The 17,821-nt window shown below is 67.9% G+C and carries 16 protein-coding genes; 8 read left to right on the top strand and 8 right to left on the bottom strand.

Going from position 1 to position 17,821, the window contains the following annotated elements:
• Window positions 1–132: 132 nt before the first annotated feature.
• Window positions 133–381, top strand: coding sequence for a hypothetical protein (locus K4B79_RS00005; protein ID WP_232024038.1), 249 nt, complete (start codon window positions 133–135; stop codon window positions 379–381).
• Window positions 382–526: 145 nt separating this feature from the next.
• Here K4B79_RS00005 and K4B79_RS00010 read toward each other — a convergent pair whose 3' ends face one another.
• From K4B79_RS00010 to K4B79_RS00035, 6 genes are all read right to left on the bottom strand, one after another.
• Window positions 527–1,438: an SDR family oxidoreductase gene (locus K4B79_RS00010; RefSeq protein WP_232024039.1), complete on the bottom strand. Its 912-nt coding sequence runs from the start codon at window positions 1,436–1,438 to the stop codon at window positions 527–529.
• 70 nt (window positions 1,439–1,508) lie between these two features.
• Window positions 1,509–4,976, bottom strand: a complete 3,468-nt coding sequence (locus tag K4B79_RS00015; protein ID WP_232024040.1) for an indolepyruvate ferredoxin oxidoreductase family protein — start codon at window positions 4,974–4,976, stop codon at window positions 1,509–1,511.
• Window positions 4,977–4,991: 15 nt separating this feature from the next.
• Complete coding sequence (locus K4B79_RS00020) at window positions 4,992–5,915, bottom strand: fumarylacetoacetate hydrolase family protein (RefSeq protein ID WP_232024041.1); 924 nt, start codon at window positions 5,913–5,915, stop codon at window positions 4,992–4,994.
• Window positions 5,912–7,147 (bottom strand): NAD(P)/FAD-dependent oxidoreductase, encoded by a 1,236-nt coding sequence (locus K4B79_RS00025; protein ID WP_232024042.1) that lies wholly within the window; start codon window positions 7,145–7,147, stop codon window positions 5,912–5,914. Before K4B79_RS00025 ends, K4B79_RS00020 begins: the two co-directional genes overlap by 4 nt.
• A 7-nt stretch (window positions 7,148–7,154) precedes the next feature.
• On the bottom strand, window positions 7,155–7,691 hold the full coding sequence (locus K4B79_RS00030) for a VOC family protein (protein ID WP_232024043.1): 537 nt from the start codon (window positions 7,689–7,691) through the stop codon (window positions 7,155–7,157).
• Between the two features lie 44 nt (window positions 7,692–7,735).
• On the bottom strand, window positions 7,736–8,047 hold the full coding sequence (locus K4B79_RS00035) for a 2Fe-2S iron-sulfur cluster-binding protein (RefSeq protein WP_232024044.1): 312 nt from the start codon (window positions 8,045–8,047) through the stop codon (window positions 7,736–7,738).
• Window positions 8,048–8,513: 466 nt separating this feature from the next.
• Here K4B79_RS00035 and K4B79_RS00040 point away from each other — a divergent pair, with 466 nt between their 5' ends.
• Window positions 8,514–9,983 carry a GAF domain-containing sensor histidine kinase gene (locus K4B79_RS00040; RefSeq protein ID WP_232024045.1) on the top strand — a complete coding sequence of 490 codons (1,470 nt, stop codon included), beginning with the start codon at window positions 8,514–8,516 and terminating at the stop codon, window positions 9,981–9,983.
• Window positions 9,980–10,672, top strand: a complete 693-nt coding sequence (locus K4B79_RS00045; RefSeq protein ID WP_232024046.1) for a response regulator — start codon at window positions 9,980–9,982, stop codon at window positions 10,670–10,672. The genes K4B79_RS00040 and K4B79_RS00045 overlap by 4 nt, the downstream gene beginning before the upstream one ends.
• A 47-nt stretch (window positions 10,673–10,719) precedes the next feature.
• On the opposite strand, the gene K4B79_RS00050 is transcribed toward K4B79_RS00045, so the two are convergent.
• Window positions 10,720–11,535 carry an IclR family transcriptional regulator gene (locus tag K4B79_RS00050; RefSeq protein WP_232024047.1) on the bottom strand — a complete coding sequence of 272 codons (816 nt, stop codon included), beginning with the start codon at window positions 11,533–11,535 and terminating at the stop codon, window positions 10,720–10,722.
• Window positions 11,536–11,890: 355 nt separating this feature from the next.
• Between K4B79_RS00050 and K4B79_RS00055 the strand changes: the two genes are divergently transcribed.
• The 5 genes from K4B79_RS00055 to K4B79_RS00075 all read left to right on the top strand — a co-directional run bounded on the left by K4B79_RS00055 (window position 11,891) and on the right by K4B79_RS00075 (window position 17,220).
• Window positions 11,891–12,877 carry an amidohydrolase family protein gene (locus tag K4B79_RS00055; protein ID WP_232024048.1) on the top strand — a complete coding sequence of 329 codons (987 nt, stop codon included), beginning with the start codon at window positions 11,891–11,893 and terminating at the stop codon, window positions 12,875–12,877.
• A gap of 35 nt (window positions 12,878–12,912) precedes the next feature.
• Complete coding sequence (locus K4B79_RS00060; RefSeq protein WP_308280377.1) at window positions 12,913–13,983, top strand: maleylacetate reductase; 1,071 nt, start codon at window positions 12,913–12,915, stop codon at window positions 13,981–13,983.
• A 30-nt stretch (window positions 13,984–14,013) separates the two neighbouring features.
• A complete protein-coding gene (locus tag K4B79_RS00065) occupies window positions 14,014–14,892 on the top strand; it encodes an intradiol ring-cleavage dioxygenase (RefSeq protein ID WP_232024050.1) in 879 nt (292 codons plus the stop codon).
• A gap of 358 nt (window positions 14,893–15,250) precedes the next feature.
• Complete coding sequence (locus tag K4B79_RS00070; protein WP_232024051.1) at window positions 15,251–16,222, top strand: VOC family protein; 972 nt, start codon at window positions 15,251–15,253, stop codon at window positions 16,220–16,222.
• A gap of 350 nt (window positions 16,223–16,572) precedes the next feature.
• Window positions 16,573–17,220 (top strand): FMN-dependent NADH-azoreductase, encoded by a 648-nt coding sequence (locus tag K4B79_RS00075; protein WP_232024052.1) that lies wholly within the window; start codon window positions 16,573–16,575, stop codon window positions 17,218–17,220.
• A gap of 85 nt (window positions 17,221–17,305) precedes the next feature.
• Here K4B79_RS00075 and K4B79_RS00080 read toward each other — a convergent pair whose 3' ends face one another.
• The gene (locus K4B79_RS00080; RefSeq protein ID WP_232024053.1) at window positions 17,306–17,803 is read right to left on the bottom strand and encodes a MarR family winged helix-turn-helix transcriptional regulator; all 498 of its coding nucleotides are present in this window, start codon (window positions 17,801–17,803) and stop codon (window positions 17,306–17,308) included.
• Window positions 17,804–17,821: the final 18 nt, after the last annotated feature.

The following is a 17,821-nucleotide window of genomic DNA, read 5'->3' on the forward strand; positions in this document are numbered from 1 at the left end:
ACTGCCTCGACATCGCCCTGGATCACTGGACCGCCTCCGACGGCGCACTCGACCTCATCGGCCTGCTCGACGAGGCCTTCGCCGCGCTCGGTTCGTGTTAGGCCGTCCGCCGCATGACGCGGGTCCGGGTCAGTGGATCATGACCGGAGCTTCCGCCTCCGCAGCGTCCTGCTCGTCGCTCCCTGCCGCGACCCGCGAGGCGGTATCGGGCCGGTCTCCGTCAACGCCCACGGCGGCGGCATCGCCCGCGACCTGCCCTTCGGCGGTCACAGTCACAGGGGCATCGGCGTCGAAAACTGCCTGTGGGGCCTGCACAGCTTCACCGCGACCCAGGTCAGCGCCGGCCCGGCCTGCGGCGGCCGACAGGAGACCCAACACTGACAAGTGCCGCTGCTTGGAAGCAAGCAGTCCATCGTGTTGCCGTCGCCCGCAGCGGCATGCCCACCGAATGTCGGGACTCAGGGCTCGCCCAGACCCTCCGCCGGGCTGTCCGTCAGGACATCTACGGCTGTGCGCCGTACCGCGGTCATGGAGCCTCAGCAGGCGGGGAGGAGGAGTGTGTGGTCCAGCCGTCCCGCAGTCCTTGGACCTCCGTGTCGGAAGCCGGCGCAGGGGGATCGACGAAGATGTCGTACGCGAGCGTGTCGCCGACGCCGTACTTGGAGAGGTCGTTCATTCCGGCGCCGCGCAGGACATCGGCGTCGATGAAGGTGTTGCCGGTGCAGTCCCGGGACGGCCGAGTGAGGATGTGCAACGCGGCATCGGCGACGATGTCCGGGGTGCGGGACTTCGCCACAGCGTTGTCACCACCAAGCAGGTTCTGGACTGCCGCCGTGCTGATGTAGGTCTCGGGCCAGAGGCAGTTGGCGGCGATCCCCGCGTCGGCGTACTCGGCCGCCCAGCCGAGTGTCTGCAGGGACATGCCGTACTTGGCCACCATGTAGGCGGGCGCGAAGGCTAGCCATCTGGGGTTCATGTTGAGCGGCGGCGACAGGCTGAGGATGTGCGGGTTCCGGGCCTGACGGAGGTGGGGAAGACATGCCCGGGTCAGCAGGTGACTGCCGCGGAGCTGAATCGCCATCATGAGGTCGAAACGCTTTGTGGGCAGTTCCTCGGTGGCGCTCAGCGCGATCGCGCTCGCGTTGTTCACACAGATGTCGATGCCACCGAAGTGGTCGACGGTCCTCGCTACGGCCCCTGCGACCGACTCCTCGTCCCTCACGTCCCCGACGATGGGGAGAGCTTTGCCGCCGGCCGCCTCGATCTCCGCGGCGGCGGTGTGCACTGTGCCCGGCAGGCGCGGGTCAGGCACGTCGGTCTTTGCCAGCAAAGCCACATTGGCGCCCTGACGGGCGGCGGCGACGGCGATGGCCAAACCGATGCCGCGAGAACCGCCTGAGATCAGGATCGTGGGTCCCCGGAGGGCCATGTCACTCATCTGTTCTTCCCTCCTTGGGGATTCGTGGTCGAGCGGAAGGCGTCGTTGTGACGCAGGAGGGAGCAGTGGGTCAGGAAAGCCCCAGTTCGGCCAGCCGGGCGCGGTAGCGGTCGACGTTCGCGAGCTTGACGTCCTCGTAGCCGCGAACCATGTCGGCGGCTTCTGCCGCGGCCACCGCCGTGCTGTATGACTCCTCAGTCAACTCTTTGGCGAGGCGAAGCACTGTCGTACGGTAGGAGTCGCGCAGTTGACGCTCCAGTTTGCGCACTGCCAGGTGGCCGAAGGGGTCGAACGGGGTGTCTCGCAGGACGCGGCCCTTGGCCAGCATCCTCAGCACCGGGCGCATCCAGGGGCCGAAGGCGATCTTCTTCTGGCGTCCCATCGCCTTGAGGATCGGCGGATGCAGCCGGTAGCGCGGCTTCACCCCGCCGGGAACCTCGGCCTGCAGTTGTGCCTCGAAGACGGGGTCGATCAGCAGCCGGGCCACCTCGTACTCGTCCTTGTACGCAGTGAGTTTGTACAGCCCTCGAGCGACGGCCTCACTGAACGCCGTGTCCTGCCCCACTGCGCGTTCCGCGCGCCACACGGTCAGCATGTCGGTGACGTAGCGCTGTGCAACGCTCTTGCTCTGATAGCCGATCAGCTGGGTGGCTCGGATGCCGGCGAGGCGCCGGGTCTCGCCCGTCAGGTCGCCCAGGTCGATGTCGGCCAGCGCCTTCGGCGTGCTCGCGGGCCGATCCGAGCCCACGGCTGCCGCGAAGGCGGTGGCGTCGGCGGCGGCGACACGGCCCCACCGGAAGGCGGCGATGTTGTTCTTCACCGCGACGCCGTTGACCTCGATCGCCCACTCGATTGCCGCGGCCGACATCGGCAGCACACCAGCCTGATAAGCGGCGCCCACCAGAAGGAAGTTCGCCGGCATGCCGTCGCCGAACAGCGCCTGGGCCGCCGCAGTCGTGTCGAGGGGCAGCACGTCCTTGGTGCACCGGATGAACCGCGAGAGCAGCTCGTCGGCGTCAGGAGGGGTGAGCGAGGCGTCGCGCACCTGCGCGCCGGTCGGAAGGGCGCTGGTGGAGACGACGGCGACGGTGTGTTCGGGCGACGCGAACGCGAGGTTCTTGGCGTCGGCGCCGACCAGAGCGTCGAAGGCGAGGTAGCAGGCAACCTCGCCGCCGACCCGGTTCGCCGGTTCGAGGACACTGTCCCGGTGCGCGATCCGCAAGTGCGAGACGACCGGCCCGGCCTTCTGGGACAGTCCGGTCTGGTCGAGGCCGTTCACGGCCAGCCCATCGCGGATCGCGGCAGTGGCGAGCACCTGGTTCACCGTGACGATCCCGGTGCCACCGATGCCGGCGAGGAAGACATCGGACGTGCCGTGCGGCGTCGTCCGGAGCGGCTCTGCCACGGCGGTGGGGTCTGGGCGCTGCGGCGCGGACCGTTTGGACGGCCTTCTGGGTGGCAGCTCGATCATCATGAACGATGGACAGTCACCGTCGAGGCACGAGTAGTCGGTGTTGCAGGAGCTCTGGTCGATGCGCGTCTTGCGGCCGAACTCCGTGTCCACCGGCTGCACCGAAAGGCAGTTGCTCTTGACCCCGCAGTCCCCGCACCCCTCGCAGACCGCCTCGTTGATGACGACCCGAGTACGGCGGACGGGCTGTGCGCCCCGCTTGCGCAGGCGCCTCGCCTCGGCGGCGCACTGCTGGTCGTAGATGAGGACCGAGACACCCTTCACCTCGGCCAGCACCTTCTGTGCCTCGTCGAAACGGTCCCGGTGCCACAGGGCCACACCGGCCGGCAGCTTCGGCAGGCGACGGTAGCGCTCGGGTTCGTCCGCGCAGATGATGATCTTGTTGACGCCCTCCGCGAGCAGCTTCGCGGCGATTGCGGGCACTTCCAGACCACCGGCGGCATCCTGACCGCCCGTCAGGGCGACGGCCTTGTTGTAGAGCAGCTTGAAGGTGATCGACACACCTGCGGACACACATGCCTGTACGGCGAGCTGTCCGGAATGCGCGAAGGTGCCGTCCCCCATGTTCTGGTACAGGTGAGGGGCCGTCGTGAACGCTGCCTGGCCGATCCACTGGGCGCCTTCCCCGCCCATCTGGGTCAGCGACACCACATCCGATTCCGGACGCCCGTCGAGCGTGACCATCCCGTGGCAGCCGATGCCTCCGGCGGCGACCGATCCGTCGGGGACCAGCGTCGAGCGGCTGTGCGGACAGCCCGAGCAGAAGTACGGGGTGCGTCCCGTCGACAGCAACTCAAGGACCGGCGGTTCGCGGCGCGACGGCGCGAGGTCGACCCGTCCGCGCAGCACTCTGCGCAGCGGTCCTTCCAGGCTCCGCGCGTTCAGGTCACCGGTGACGGGCACCAGCGGCCGTCCGTCCGCGTCCGCCGCGCCGAGCACGAGCGGCGCGGCGGACATGCCGTACAGCACGTCACGCACCGCGCGCTCAATGAACGGCTCCTTCTCCTCAACGACGAGAACCGTTTTGAGGCCGGCGGCGAACGCGCGCACCTTGTCACGCTCGAGAGGGTGGATCATGCCGAGGCGCAGCAACCGGATACCGGCACGCCGCAGAGCCGTCTCGCCGTCCCCTTCGTCGAGTCCGACGTCGCGCAGTGTCTGGCGCACGTCCGCGTAGGTCTTGCCGCCCGCGATGATCCCGAGCCAGGCATCGGGGGTGTCGACCTCCACGGTGTTGATCGGGTTGGCGGCGAGAAAGGCCCGCACCATCGCAGCCCGTGGCCCGTGCAGCTGCTCCTCCGCCCGCAGGGACGCAGGCGGGGTGAGGCTGGGGTACTGCCGGTAGGTCCAGGGCTTGCCCTCCCACTCCAGCTCCGGAACGGTTACCTCGACTTCACCCACTGAGCCGTCGACGGTGTAGATGCCGTCGGCGACGTCCGTGGTGATCTTCATTCCGACCCACATGCCGGACGCACGCGACAGGGCCACGCCGTAGCGGCCGAGACGCACGATGTCCGCGGCGTCGGCCGGGTAGAGCACCGGCAGCCCGTAGGAGGCGAGTGCCTGCTCGCTCGTGCAGGGGATGGTTGAGGACTTGCAGGCCGGGTCATCGCCCGCTAGGACGAGTACACCGCCGTGGGGGTGCGCTCCGCTGATGTTCGCGTGCCGGAACGCGTCCCCGGACCGGTCGACGCCCGGGGCCTTCCCGTACCAGATGCCCACTGCACCATCGACCGTGCGCGCGTGCCCGGGCACCTCCAGCTGACTGCCCCACACCGAGGTGGCCGCGAGTTCCTCGTTGACGGCGGGTACCAGCTTCAGGGCGGCGGTCTCTGTGAGTTCCGATGCCTTCGCCAGGGTCATGTCCAGCCCGGCGAGCGGGCTGCCCTGGTAGCCGGACACGAAGGTCGCGGTGGTCAGGCCGGTTGCGTCGTCGGCGGCGTGCTGTTCGACCAGCAGCCGGGCGATCGCCTGGACTCCGGTCACCGGCACCGGTCCGGCACCCGGTCGGTAGCGGGCAGACAGGTCGAGTTCGGCGGGCGGCCTTGGTGTGGTTGTCTGCGACAAGGATCCGTCCTTCCCTCAGCTCGCGACCGGAACGGCGGCGGGAACGATCCGGTTGGTGAGTGTGCCGATACCGGTCACCTCGATGGCGACCTCGTCTCCCGCGCGGAGGTAGCGTGGCGGCTTCTGCCCCGCGCCGACCCCGGCCGGGGTGCCCGTGCTCAGGAGGTCGCCCGGCGCGAAGCTGTAGTAGCGGGACATCTCCTCGACGAGCTGCGGAATCCCCACGACGAGGTCGGTGATGTGGGCGTCCTGCATCACGGTGCCGTTGAGCCGGGTCGTCAGCCGCAGGGCGCCGGGGTCGGGGACCTCGTCCGCGGTCAGGATCGCGGGGCCGACGGGGGCGAAGGTGGGGAACTGTTTGCCCATGAGCATCTCGATGACCGACCAGCGGCCCTCGATCGGTGTGGCGGCCGTGAGAAACGCCCTCACCCCGTCACGGGCGGAGACGTCGTTGAGGATCGTGTAGCCCGCGACGTAGTCCATGGCCTGGTGCGCACTCACCCGGTGGCACTCGCGGCCGAACACCACGCACAGCTCACCCTCGAAATCGACCATCTCGGGGAATTCGGGCGGCAGGACGATGGGTTCGTCCGGACCCGTCACGGCGTTCGGGCTCTTGATGAATGACGGCGCCTTCTCAGGTACGGAGTCGCCCATCTCCTCGAGGTGACTTCGGTAGTTGCCACCGGCGCACAGGATCAGCGCGCCGGGCCGGATCGGCGCATGCAGGCGCACGTCACTTCGAGGGATGTGCGGCAGGTCGTCGTTGTCGGTCGCCTGCATGACCCGCTCACGGATGTCGTCCCATGCGACGAGCATGTCCGGGACCGAGGCAGGGGCGCCCGGACCCAGGACGGTGTCGGCGGGCAGGACGGCGTCGCCGACCAGGAAGCCCGGCCGAGGGCTGCTGCCCGGTGTCGAGAAAGACACGATGTTCATGCTTGAGCTCCGAGCGTGTCGAGATCCGGTGTGCCTGCGACCACTGACTGCCACCGCGGCGGATCGGACAGCAGGCGGCGCATTTTCTGGAACTCGCGCATGCGGCCCAGCGCGATCACTCCGGCGAGATCGGGGCCGCGCCGTACCAGGGCGAGGTATGCCTCGGTGTCGGGTCCGCCGTCGACGAAGCGCACCTCGTCGCCATAGGTGACACCGGCGATCTGCAGCCGGGCGCCGTGCTGGTCGGTCCAGATGAAGGGCACGTCCCGGTAAGGGACGGTAATGCCGAGCAGGTCGCGGGCGACGTGGGCAGCCTGGCGATGGGCCGAGGTCCAGTGCTGAAGGCGCACGAGCGCGCCGGTGGCGCTGTCACGGCGACGGGCGATGTCGCCGATGGCGTAGACGCCCTCCGCTGGGGTGCGCAGACCCTCGTCGGTGTGGACGCCGTCGCTGAGCTGCAGACCGGACCGGTCCAGCCAGCCGGTCTCCGGTGCGCCACCGAGACCGAGCACGACGATGCCAGCGGGCAGCCGCGTGCCGTCCGCAAGCTCGACGGACTCGACGCTGCCCTGGCCGTGCAGAGCGGCCACCGTCCGGCCGCAGATCACTCGCACACCACTGGCTTCATGCAGACGTTCGAGGGGACGGGACAGGCCGGGGGTCAGGACGCTGGGCAGGAGGTTCCCGCCGCCCTCGACGATCGTCACGTCGAGCCCCTGTTCGCCCGCCGAGGTGGCGACCTCTCCGCCGATGAAGCCACCGCCGACGACGACAACCGGGCCGGGCTTTGTTCTCAGTGCGTCCCGCAGCGCCCGGGCGTCGGCGAGCGATCTCAGCGTGTGCACCCCGTCGAGCCCGACGAACGCCGCAGGGCGCCGAGGGGCGACGCCGGTCGCCAGCACAAGCCGATCGTAGGCAAGCTCGTCGGCGCCGTCAGCGGCAGAGCGCACGGCGACACGCCTGCGGGCGGTGTCGAGGCCGACAGCCCTGGTCGACAGCCGGAGCTCGACCCGCAGTTCCGTTATCCGGTCGGCGCTCCAGAGCCTGAAGTCGTCCTCGTCGAAGACGCCGGTGAGGAATTCCTTCGACAGCGGCGGACGGTCGTAGGGCAGTTCGGGGTCGGCGTCGACGACCGTCAGGGCGCCCTCGAAGCCGTTCTCGCGCAGCGACTCCACGACCCGGACACCTGCGATTCCCGCTCCCACGACGACGACGCGTTGCGCAGTGCTCATGCGGTGATCACGCGTCCCCGGGGCGGGAAGCTTGTTCGTCACTGCCGGTGTGCTCCAGCGCGTCCAGGTCGATGTCGGTCCGGCCGGTGATGTCTAGTGCGGGGTTCTCATACATCGGGGCGTAACCACGCGGGCCGAAGTGCACGATCTCCCACCAGTTGCCGTCGCAGTCGGCGAAGTAGAACGAGTAGGTCCCGTGCTGCATGAGCGGCTTGGTGACGCGCCCGATCCCGTATTCGCTCTTGTTCGCCACAAGGGCGGCATAGGCGTCGTCGACGGCCTCGACACTCGGGACATCGAGGCCGTTGTGGTCGAGTAGGCCCATCGTGCTGGGCTGCCCCGTCTCGACGACAGCGTAAGTGTGATCGCTGCCCAGGCGGATCAGCATCGACACGGGGCTGGTCTGGATCACCTCCAAGCCGAGGACCTCCTCGTAGAAGCGCCGCGACTTCTGCAGGTCGAGAGATGTGAGCGTGCCGTGGGAGATCATTCCGACGGGGACGAGCGGTTTTTCGGTACGGCAACTGGTGGTGATCTGGGGCATGACATTTCCCTTCGTGTGCCGACGCGGTGGGCCTGAGGGCGCGGCTATTTACGCGTGGCGACCGTGAGCTCCAGGCCGTCCAGTGCGGGCGTGTAGACGATCTGACAAGCCAGGCGGGAGTTCGGCTGCCGGTCCGGCAGCGTCTCGAGCATTTCCTCCTCGTACTGGTCAATCGGTTCGAGCAGGTCCCACTGATCGGGCCGGACCGTGACATGGCACGTGCCGCACACGGCGTTGCCGCCGCAGACGCCGATGACCCCTACCTTGAGAGGGCGAAGCTGGAGCATGAGGCTGTCGCGGGTGTTGACGTCGACCTCGCGACGCGTCTGGTCACGGCCATGTACCACAATCGTCATCAGGTCCTCCTTGTCCGCTGCGACTCATTGCACAGGCAGGCGGCGTCCGGTCGCATCGGAGGATGCGCGGAAAGCCCTGAGTCAAATGACGTAGCGTGCGAAGACCAGAGTCGAGTGCGGTCCGGCCGGAAGAACACGGCACTGATCAGCCATGACGTGCGGTTCCGACGGCGTCAGCGCTATGTTCACCGGTCCGAGTACCACCCCGCCCGGCCGTGCCCGTCCCCGCACGGAGTCCGCCCGCGGGTCTGCCCGGTCGCGCCTTCCGTGCGGGGTCGCATTCCGGCGAACGGCGTACTCGGCTCAGCAGAGAACGTATGCAAAACTGTCAGATCAGCCTCGCCCTCCCAGCCACCTACCAGCACCGGAGCTGCGCACGGATCGTGCCGGGCGTCCGGCATATTCAGCGCGAGGTTCACGAGTATCGAGAGTGCCGAGGGTGCGATATGCGGCAAGGAGGCCTCGTATGACCGACTCCCGAGGAACCGTGACGGCTGAGGCGATACCCGCGTCGTTGACGACGCTGCTGGGGTTCATGCGTGACGGAGTGGTTCTGATCAACCGCGACCGCCGCATCTCCTACCTCAACGGCGAGGCCAGTCATCGACTCGGGTTGGACACCTCCGTCCTGGTCGGAGAGCGTCCGTTCGTTCCGCCGGCATCGAGCGACACCGTCGAGGTCGAGTTGGACATCGACGGCGAGCCGTATACCGCCGTCATCGTGCGGGACGACACACGCTCTGTCGCTCTGGATCAACGTCGCCTCGTTGCCTTCACCCGCACAACGGCTCGCGCGGCCTGCATGGGCTCCCTTCAGTCCACCCTCAACGCCGTCGCGGCAGAGGTGCTCAACGTAACCGCGGCGGTCTCGTGCACCCTGACCCTCACGGACCCGGAGGCCGGCGAAACATGGATCGAGGGCGAGGCCGGGGTTCCTCCGGAACACTGGTCGAAGGTGCAGGCCGCCCTGCGTCTCGGCGCCCCCCTGCTCGCTCTCGCCGCGGCCAAAGGCCGCAGTCCGTACATGGAGCGAGACCTTCGCATGAGGATGCGGGACGACGTGCGGCTCGCGCCCTTGGCGCCCATCGTCGAGCAAGGCCACTGGAAGTCGCTGGTGGCGGTGCCCATGGTCGCGCGCGATGTCAGCCTCGGTGCGCTGACGGCGTACTACCCTGCTCCCGCCCATCCGGACGAGGCAGAGGTCGCGTTCATCAGTGCCATGGCCGACCAGGCGGCGATCGCTGTGAACACGGCACGGTTGTTCGCCGACGCCCAGGAGAAGGCCGCACTGGAGGAGCGCAACCGGCTCGCGCGTGACCTTCACGACTCCGTGAGCCAAAATCTGTACTCGCTCGTGCTGCAGGCGCGGGCAGCGCAGTCGACCGCCGAGCGCATCCAGGGTGCTGACGGCGCGATGATGAGGGAACGGCTCCAGACGCTGTACACCCTGGCGGAAGCGGCCCTCGACGACATGCGATCCGCGATCCTGCAGTTGCGGGAACCTGCGACCATGGGTGATTCGGGCCTCACCGCAGCAGTCCGCGAGCACGCGGCCGCGGTCGCGCGTCGAGAAGGCACCGACATCAGTGTTTCCATCCCGGACGAGCCGCTGTTGCTGTCGCTGGAGACCGAGCACGAGCTGTTCCGGGTGATCTCGGAGGCTCTCACGAACAGCATGCGTCACGCGCGCGCCACCCATGTGGAGATCCGCATCATCGAACCGGATGACCGCAACGAGCTGGTGGTGACGGTCACCGACAACGGCACCGGCTTCGACACGTCACGCCATCGCCCCGGTCACGTGGGCCTGGTGAGCATGCGTGAGCGCACTGAACGGCTCGGCGGCCGGCTTTTCGTCGAGACCTCCGGGGAAGGCACAACCGTTCGCGCCGTTGTGCCGTGCCGACGCTGGCCAACCGGAAGTGCCAGCCAATGAGCACTTCATCCACCGAGGATGACCAGGTCATCCGGGTAGTGGTCGTGGACGATCACGTCGTCGTTCGACGCGGCCTGGCTGCTTTCCTCGACGAGACGCCCGATATCCGCATCGTCGCACAGGCCTCGGAGGGTTCGGGGGCACTCGCCGAAGTGCAGCGCCTGAAGGCAGCGGGAACCCCACCTCATGTCGTGCTCACCGATCTGATCATGCCCGGACTGGACGGCATCGAGACCACGAAACTGATGAAGCACTACCACCCCGATGTGGTGGTCATCGTGCTGACCAGCTTTGGCGAAGCCGACCGCGTCCGAACCGCTCTCGCCGCGGGCGCGGCGGGATACGTCCTGAAGGACGCCGATGTCGACGAGTTGGCGGCCGCGATCCGGGCGGGCAATCGAGGGGAAATACACCTGGATGCCGCCGTCACGCGCCACCTCACGTCCGATCCGACCCAACGCGCCGCGCCCGATGGGCTGACGGCACGGGAGTGGGAAGTGCTACGTCACGTCGCCGCCGGGCACTCGAACCAGGCGATCGCCGATCGGCTGGTCATCAGTGAACGGACCGTGCGCACCCACGTGAGCAACATCCTCGGCAAACTCGGGATGGCCTCCCGTACCCAGGCCGCTCTCTGGGCGCGAGAACAGGGCGTCGCATCCGATTGGGGCCGCGGGCTGGCGCGGTAGCGCGGTCAGCCTGACCACGTCGCACTCCGTGCTGCACCGCGCCGGGCCTACGACAAGTGCCCCAGCTCGCGCGACGCGGCGGTCACCGTGGTGTGCAACTCGGCGGCCACTTCAGCGAGGTGGTCGGGTGTTCCGGCACTCTCCGGGAGCGCCACGGACAGTGCGAGCGGCAGCGGATCATTGGCGGCGAACACGGGAGCCGCGACGGAGATGACGCCTGCAATGACAGCGCTATGGGTCACGGCGTGCCCGCGCTCACGGATATCGGCCCGGATGGCTGCGATGCGCTCCGCAGGCCATTCGCCCTCCCTGCCCCGCACCTCCTGTCCCAGCACCTCGTTGGTGAGGGTCTCGGGCAAGTGGGACAGATACACCCGGCCGACGGAGGAGGTGAGCAGAGGGAGCGTGGCGCCGACCCGCACCGTGAGTGGCAGCGGGCGGGTCCCATACGCCCAGCTCACCACGATCGGACCGCGGTCTCCCCACACCGCGACGTTCACGGAGTGGCCCGTGCGATCCCTCAGCCGCATCGCGTGGCCGGCGGCGACCGCCACCTCGTTCGTACGCCGCAGCGCCTCCGCTCCGAGGCGACGCATGGAGGGCCCGAAGTCGTAGAGACCGGTCGCGGAGTCCTGGAAGGTCAGCCCGATGCGCCCAAGGCTGACGAGATAACGGTGCACCTTGCTCGGCTGCATCCCGCTCGCCTGAGCGATCGCCGACAGGCTCAGAGCACCTCCGCCCTCCTCAAGCGCCAGTAGCACCCGCATCGCGGTTTCAACCGACTGGATCCCCTGGCGTCCGAGCCCGTCGGACACGGCGCGCTGCGCGTCCTGCCCGTTCTCGGCTGGATCGGCGACCGCCACGGAGCTCTCCTCTGCATGCCGCCGGTGCATGAACGTGTTCAGCCTATCGGAGCCCACGATCCACCCTCCTGACGCCGTGGCCTGCGGTCTTCTCGATGGAACCGGGTGCCGACTCGCACTCGCCGGATGCGAGCCGTTGATTCACCATTGCATAACACGTTACGCTTTGGTGAAATTCGATAGCCTTCCCGTCATCTCGCCAGTCCGCACCCCGACGAAGGCCAGACCCGGCCGTCGGCAAGAGCCCACCGGCAGCGAACAGCCACCTCATGCACGAACCCCGCCACCCCGTGGGCGACGTGCGCTCCGCGCGTTTCGCGCGCAACCACACAAGATCCACCGAGGAGACGCCGCAATGAAGCTGATCGCCCTCGAAGAACACTTCGTGACCGCCGATCTGGTCGGCCACGGTGCGTCCACCGCATCCATCGCCCAGCCTCACGTCTGGGCCGAGGCCTCCCGCAGGCTTCTCGATCTCAACGAAGAGCGCCTCGCCGCGATGGACGCGGCCGGCCTCGACATGCAGGTTCTCTCGCTCAACTCCCCCGGTATCCAGGCGGAAACAGACCCCGCCGCCGCCGTACGGCAGGCGACCACCGTGAACGACTTCCTCGCCGGCGTCATCGCTGAACACCCTGACCGCTTCTCCGGTTTCGCTGCCCTTCCTCTGCAGGATCCTGCCGCTGCGGCGGACGAACTGGAGCGTGCGGTGGCGCAACTCGGCCTGCGCGGCGCCCTCGTCAACGCCCACACTCATGGCACCTACCTGGACGACCCCGCCCTCCGCGTTGTCTGGGAGCGCGCTGAGCACCTTGATGTACCGCTCTATCTGCATCCGGCGAACGGCGTCGACGCGGCCCACGTGTTCTCGGGCCACCCCGAACTCGTCGGACCGATGTGGAGCTGGGGGCTCGACACGGCCACCCACGTCCTGCGGCTCATTTTCGGAGGCGTGTTCGACGACTTCCCGAAGGCGAAGCTCCTGCTCGGGCACATGGGCGAGGGGCTGCCCTACGTGCTGTGGCGCTTGGACTCCCGCTGGGGATTCCACGCGCATCACGGCATCGAGCTCAAGCGTGAGCGCCCCTCCGAGTACATCCGCCACAACCTCTACATCACGACCAGTGGCGTCTGCTCGTCCGCCCCGCTGCTCGCCGCCCTGCTCTCGATGGGCGCCGACCACATCCTCTTCGGCACCGACTACCCGTTCGAGGACATCGAGACGGCCACGCAGTTCCTGCGCACCGCACCGATCAGCGACGCCGACCGGCTCAAGATCGGCCAGCAGAACGCCGAGAAGCTCCTCCACCTCACCCCCTCGTCCGCATACGCGGGCGTGTGAGCAGAAGAGTGAGCGCATCCCTGACATCCCCGGTGGTGTATGAGTCCTGGGGGCAGCGAGTCCTCTTCGGCTCGGGCACCGCCCGGGCTGACGTGGCAGCCGAAGTCGCGCGGCTCGGCTCGACCCGTGTCCTCCTCATCGCAGGTCAGCGGGAAATGGCCATGGCCAAGGAGATCTGCCGGGACGTGCCCACCGTGGCCGCCTTCGGGCACGTCAAACCGCATGTACCGGCCGACGTGGCCGACGCCGTACGCGAGGCTGTTCGTGAACACGCGGCCGACCTGCTCCTCAGCGTCGGCGGAGGATCGACGACGGGCACCGCCAAGGCGGCCGCGCTCACCACCGGCCTGCCGATTCTCGCCGTCCCCACCACCTACGCCGGCTCGGAGGCGACCCCCGTGTGGGGCCTCACCGCGAACGGCGACAAGCGCACCGGCGTTGACGCCACCGTTATTCCCCGCGTCGTCGTGTACGACGCGACCCTGATGCTGTCGCTACCGGCACGCCTGTCGGTCACCTCGGGCCTCAACGCCCTCGCCCACTGCGTCGACGCCATGTGGGCACCGCGGAACAACCCGATCAGCTCGGCCCTCGCGGTCGAAGGCGTTCGCTCGCTGGCCACCTGCCTTCCGTCCATCGTCACCGACAGCCAGGACGTCACGGCGCGGCGGGACGTCCTCTTCGGCACCTACCTGGGGGCCGTCGCATTCGCCGGCGCCGGGTCCGGCCTCCATCACAAGATCTGCCATGTACTCGGTGGAGCGTACGACCTCGAACACGCCGCGCTGCATTCCGTGGTCCTTCCACACGTGGTCGGCCTGAACCTGCCCGCGGCACCCGACGCGTCGCGCCGGCTCGGATCGGCACTCGGCAACAGCGCCGACCCGTTCGGTGCGTTGCTCGAGCTCTACGCGGAGCTCGATCCGCCCGGTTCTCTGCGCGAGCTGGGACTTGGGGAGCCGGCACTCGATCAGGCGGCTGACCTGATCGCGGCACAGGTGCCGGAGTCCAATCCCCGCAGGACGACACGCGAGGCCATCCGGGAGCTGCTGGAACGAGCCTGGCGTGGCGAGGCTCCGGTTCTCGTCCCGCTCACCAGCACATGAGCGATGACTCCCCGACGAAGGAGCAAACCGATGGCAGAGCAGAGCAGCGACCGTGCCCGGCGGGAACAACGGGTGACGGACCAGGTCGTCGCGAGCTTCGAGACGACCGACAACGACCGGTTCAGTGAGGTCATGCAGGCACTCGTACGGAACCTTCACGCGTTCGTGCGAGAGACCCGGCTCACCGAGGAGGAGTGGAACGCGGCGATCGAGTTCCTGACGGCGGCGGGTCACATCACGACCGACACGCGCCAGGAGTTTGTTCTGCTCTCCGACGTCCTCGGCATCTCCATGCTGACCGTCGCTGTGAACGAACCCGATCTGGGCGAGGCCACAGAGTCCACGGTGCTGGGACCGTTCTTCGTCCAGGGCGCACCGGAGATTCCCCTCGGCGGCGACATCGCGAAGGGCGCCACCGGCGAGCCGTCGTGGGTCTACGGCACGGTGACGGACACCGATGGACGACCGATCCCCGGTGCACGCATCGAGGTCTGGGAGGCAGACGACGACGGCATGTACGACGTCCAGTACGAGGACGGCGCTCTTGCCGGGCGTGCGCACCTTTTCAGCGACGACGAGGGCCGCTACCGATTCTGGGGGCTCACCCCCACGCCCTACCCGATCCCGGACGACGGTCCTGTTGGCCGACTCCTGCGCCGCGCCGGGCGCTCTCCGATGCGGGCGCCGCACCTGCACTTCATGGTGACGGCGCCCGGCTTCCGTCCTCTGACCACGCACATTTTCGTATCCGGAGGCCCATACCTGGACAGCGACTCGGTGTTCGGCGTGAAGGAGTCCCTCATCCGCACCTTCGAGCGCCACCCGGCCGGCACACCCGCGCCAGACGGACTCCGTCCGGAGCGCCCTTGGACTTCGGCTCGCTTCGACATCGTCCTTGGACAAGCCTGAACGCGGTGGTTCACTCGACGGGCGTGCGCGCTGGTGCCTACGTCAAAAGTCGCAGGCAATCCCGACATTCAGCCCTGCACCTGAAAAGGGACTGAGCCTACCGTCCAGGCATGCATCACTGACATAACGCACTTGTAGAACGTGCCAAGTAGAAGGACCTGTCGCGCCAGCAGCATAGCTTGGCGCCGCAAGCTCGACACAGCAGGTCTCCTCGCCCTCATCGACGACTCGAACAGTTCATTGCGTTCGTCGAAGCCAACAGGGCAGCCCAGCCCTTTCCCTGCCACAGCATTCGTTGGCGCGGCATCTACATCAGGCCGCTCCATGGACGACCAGCGAGCAAGAGAGGAGCACACTGATGGATTCCCCGATGAGTTCGATGCCCGTGATCCAGGTATCTTTCAGCACCCTGAATCTTGAGGCCACCGCAGCGTGGTACCGGGAGGTCATTGGCTTCCTGCCGGGCGGCGCCTGGCAGGGAGTCACCGGGCCTGAAGCCGCAGCCTTCCTCGGCTTCCCGGCCTGCAACGCCGACCTGATGTGGCTGCTCGATTCGACCGATCTTTTCCAGCTGGAGTTCTTCCAGTTCAGCGAACCTGCGTCCGTGCCGGGAAGCCGCCGTCCGGACGACGCCGGATGGTCGTTGGTCGGCCTCTACGTCGACGACCTGGACGCAGTCCTGGCCAGGCTGCGTGAGGCCGGCTCTCAAGTCGGGCCGGTTCTCGGCGACAAGCCGGAGCGTCGGGTCTGTACACGTGATCCTGAGGGGGTATGGCTCGAACTGCGCGAACGCGTTCCGGGAGTTTCCCTGACCCGCACGATCCGGGATGCTCCAGTGACGACGGCCTTCGTCCGGGTCGTGGTCACCGATCTGGCCGGAGCGCAGAACTTCTTCTGCGACACACTCGGGCTGCGCGACACCGGCGCGGTACTGCACACGGAGGCCGATGAGGAACTCTGGGGGTCCCCGGCCACCAGCGCCACGTCCTGCGTGCTTTCCGCGGAAGGTTTCCATGACGGTCCCGTGATCGAGCTGGTGCAGTACGAGACCCGGGTTCCGCGACCGTTGCCGGAGGGCTACCGGGTCTCTGATCAAGGCATCCTCAACGTCGCATTCGGATCCCGTTCCCCCGGGATCTACGACGCCGTTCTGGACCGGTTCCGTGCCAGCGGGTTCCAGCTGCACGCCGAACTCAAAGTCGCCTCGGCCCGGGGCCACTTTGCGGTGGGTGCCGAGGGTCTGAGCGTGGAGTTCCTGACCGTTCCCGACCTCGAGACCGAACAGCTACTCGGATTTGGCCCCAAGGGCACATTCCCCGAACCTCACTGAGGAAATGCTGAAGGCTCGGATCCCAGGCGAAGCTCGGCAGAGCGCGATACCAGGCTGGACTTGGCGTCGCGCTCGTTCTCCGGTTCGCCCTGATCATGGTCGCCACTCGCGGCCCGGGCCGCGTCAGCTCGCCTGAGTTCTCTGACTGCGCATCAAGTCTGGTCCGCTTTCGCCGTCACGGCCCGAGGCCCAGACGAGCACCCACGAGCAGCGCACCAGTGTCAGAATGGCGATCACTGTCGATAGGCACATGACCTTCCGGTACTGACACCCGTGTGCCTTTTGTAGGGCGTCTCATACTGTCGCATCATGGCGCTCCGTCCGACTGACAAGAATCGGAGAGCGCCTTCATGTCCTATCTCCTGCACATCGATTCCTCCTCCCTGGGCGCCGACTCTGTGTCCCGGCAGGTCGCCCAGTCTTTTCGGGATTCGTGGCGGGGCCCGGTCGTTCACCGCGACCTCGGAGCCGCACCGGTGCCTCACCTCAGTGCCGCCGGCATCACTACTCGCAGCACGGACGAATCCGCACGCACCCCGGATCAGGCCGCGGCCGCGGCGATCCAGGAAGAACTGGTCGGGGAATTCCTCGGGGCGAGCGCTTACCTGTTCACGGTACCGATGTACAACTACTCGATTCCCTCGGTGTTCAAGGCATGGCTGGACCAGATCATGTCCGTGGGTACCACGATGGGCCTTCCCGATGGCCCGCCGGCCGCCGGCCGCCCGGCGTTGGTGATCTCCGCCCGCGGCGGCGGCTACGGCCCCGGGGCCCCCAACCACGGCATGGACCATGTCATCCCGACGCTGGAGACCGTCCTGGGCCACCGGCTGACGCTCGGCCTCGACGTGCGCGTCCTGACCCCCGAGCTCACCTTCGCCCGCATAATGCCCCACATGTCGGGACTCATACCGCTCCACGAGGCGTCCCTGGCGGACTCCCATGAGCAGGCCCGCAAGCTGGCGGAAGCCTTCCAAGCAGCCCTGTTGCGGCTGTAAAGGTCGCCTTCGCCGCACCTACGGGCGTCGCGGAGCCCGGCTGCGGAGACGAGACTGGAGCCGGCGACGCCGGCCCGCCGGATCCCTAGGGCAGCTCGGTGTCGCTGGCGTGGGCAGCGAGGTTGGTTTCGAGGTGTTCGAGGACGGCGAGAGTCTCGCTGCGTTCGACTTCGGTGAGACCGCCGGTGGCGTAGTCCTCGAGGCGGGACCAGAGCTCTTCGACCTGTTGGCGCAAGGCGAGGCTGGCGGCGGTGGGTTCGACCAGGACGGAACGCTTGTCGCTGGTGGAGCGCTCGCGGCGCACGTAACCGGCCTTTTCCAGCCGCTGAATCGTGCGGGTCATGGTGGCGGCGTCGGCGCCAACGTGTCGGGCGAGGTCGGTCTGGCGCATCCGGCCGCGGTCCCACAGTTGCATCATGACCAGTTCCTGGGCCGGGTGCAGGCCGACCTCGCGCAGCACCTGGCCGGCGAGCATGCGGTGCAGGCGGGCCACCCGGAAGATCGCATGGCTGATCGGTCCGCGGCGTGCGGCCTCGGGGAGTTCACCGGTCTCGGAGACCTGGGGTACTGCCTCGGATTCCATGGTGCCGCCTTCTGCTTT

This window comes from Streptomyces lincolnensis (genome assembly GCF_021173675.1).
GTDB classification, from domain to species: domain Bacteria; phylum Actinomycetota; class Actinomycetes; order Streptomycetales; family Streptomycetaceae; genus Streptomyces; species Streptomyces lincolnensis_B.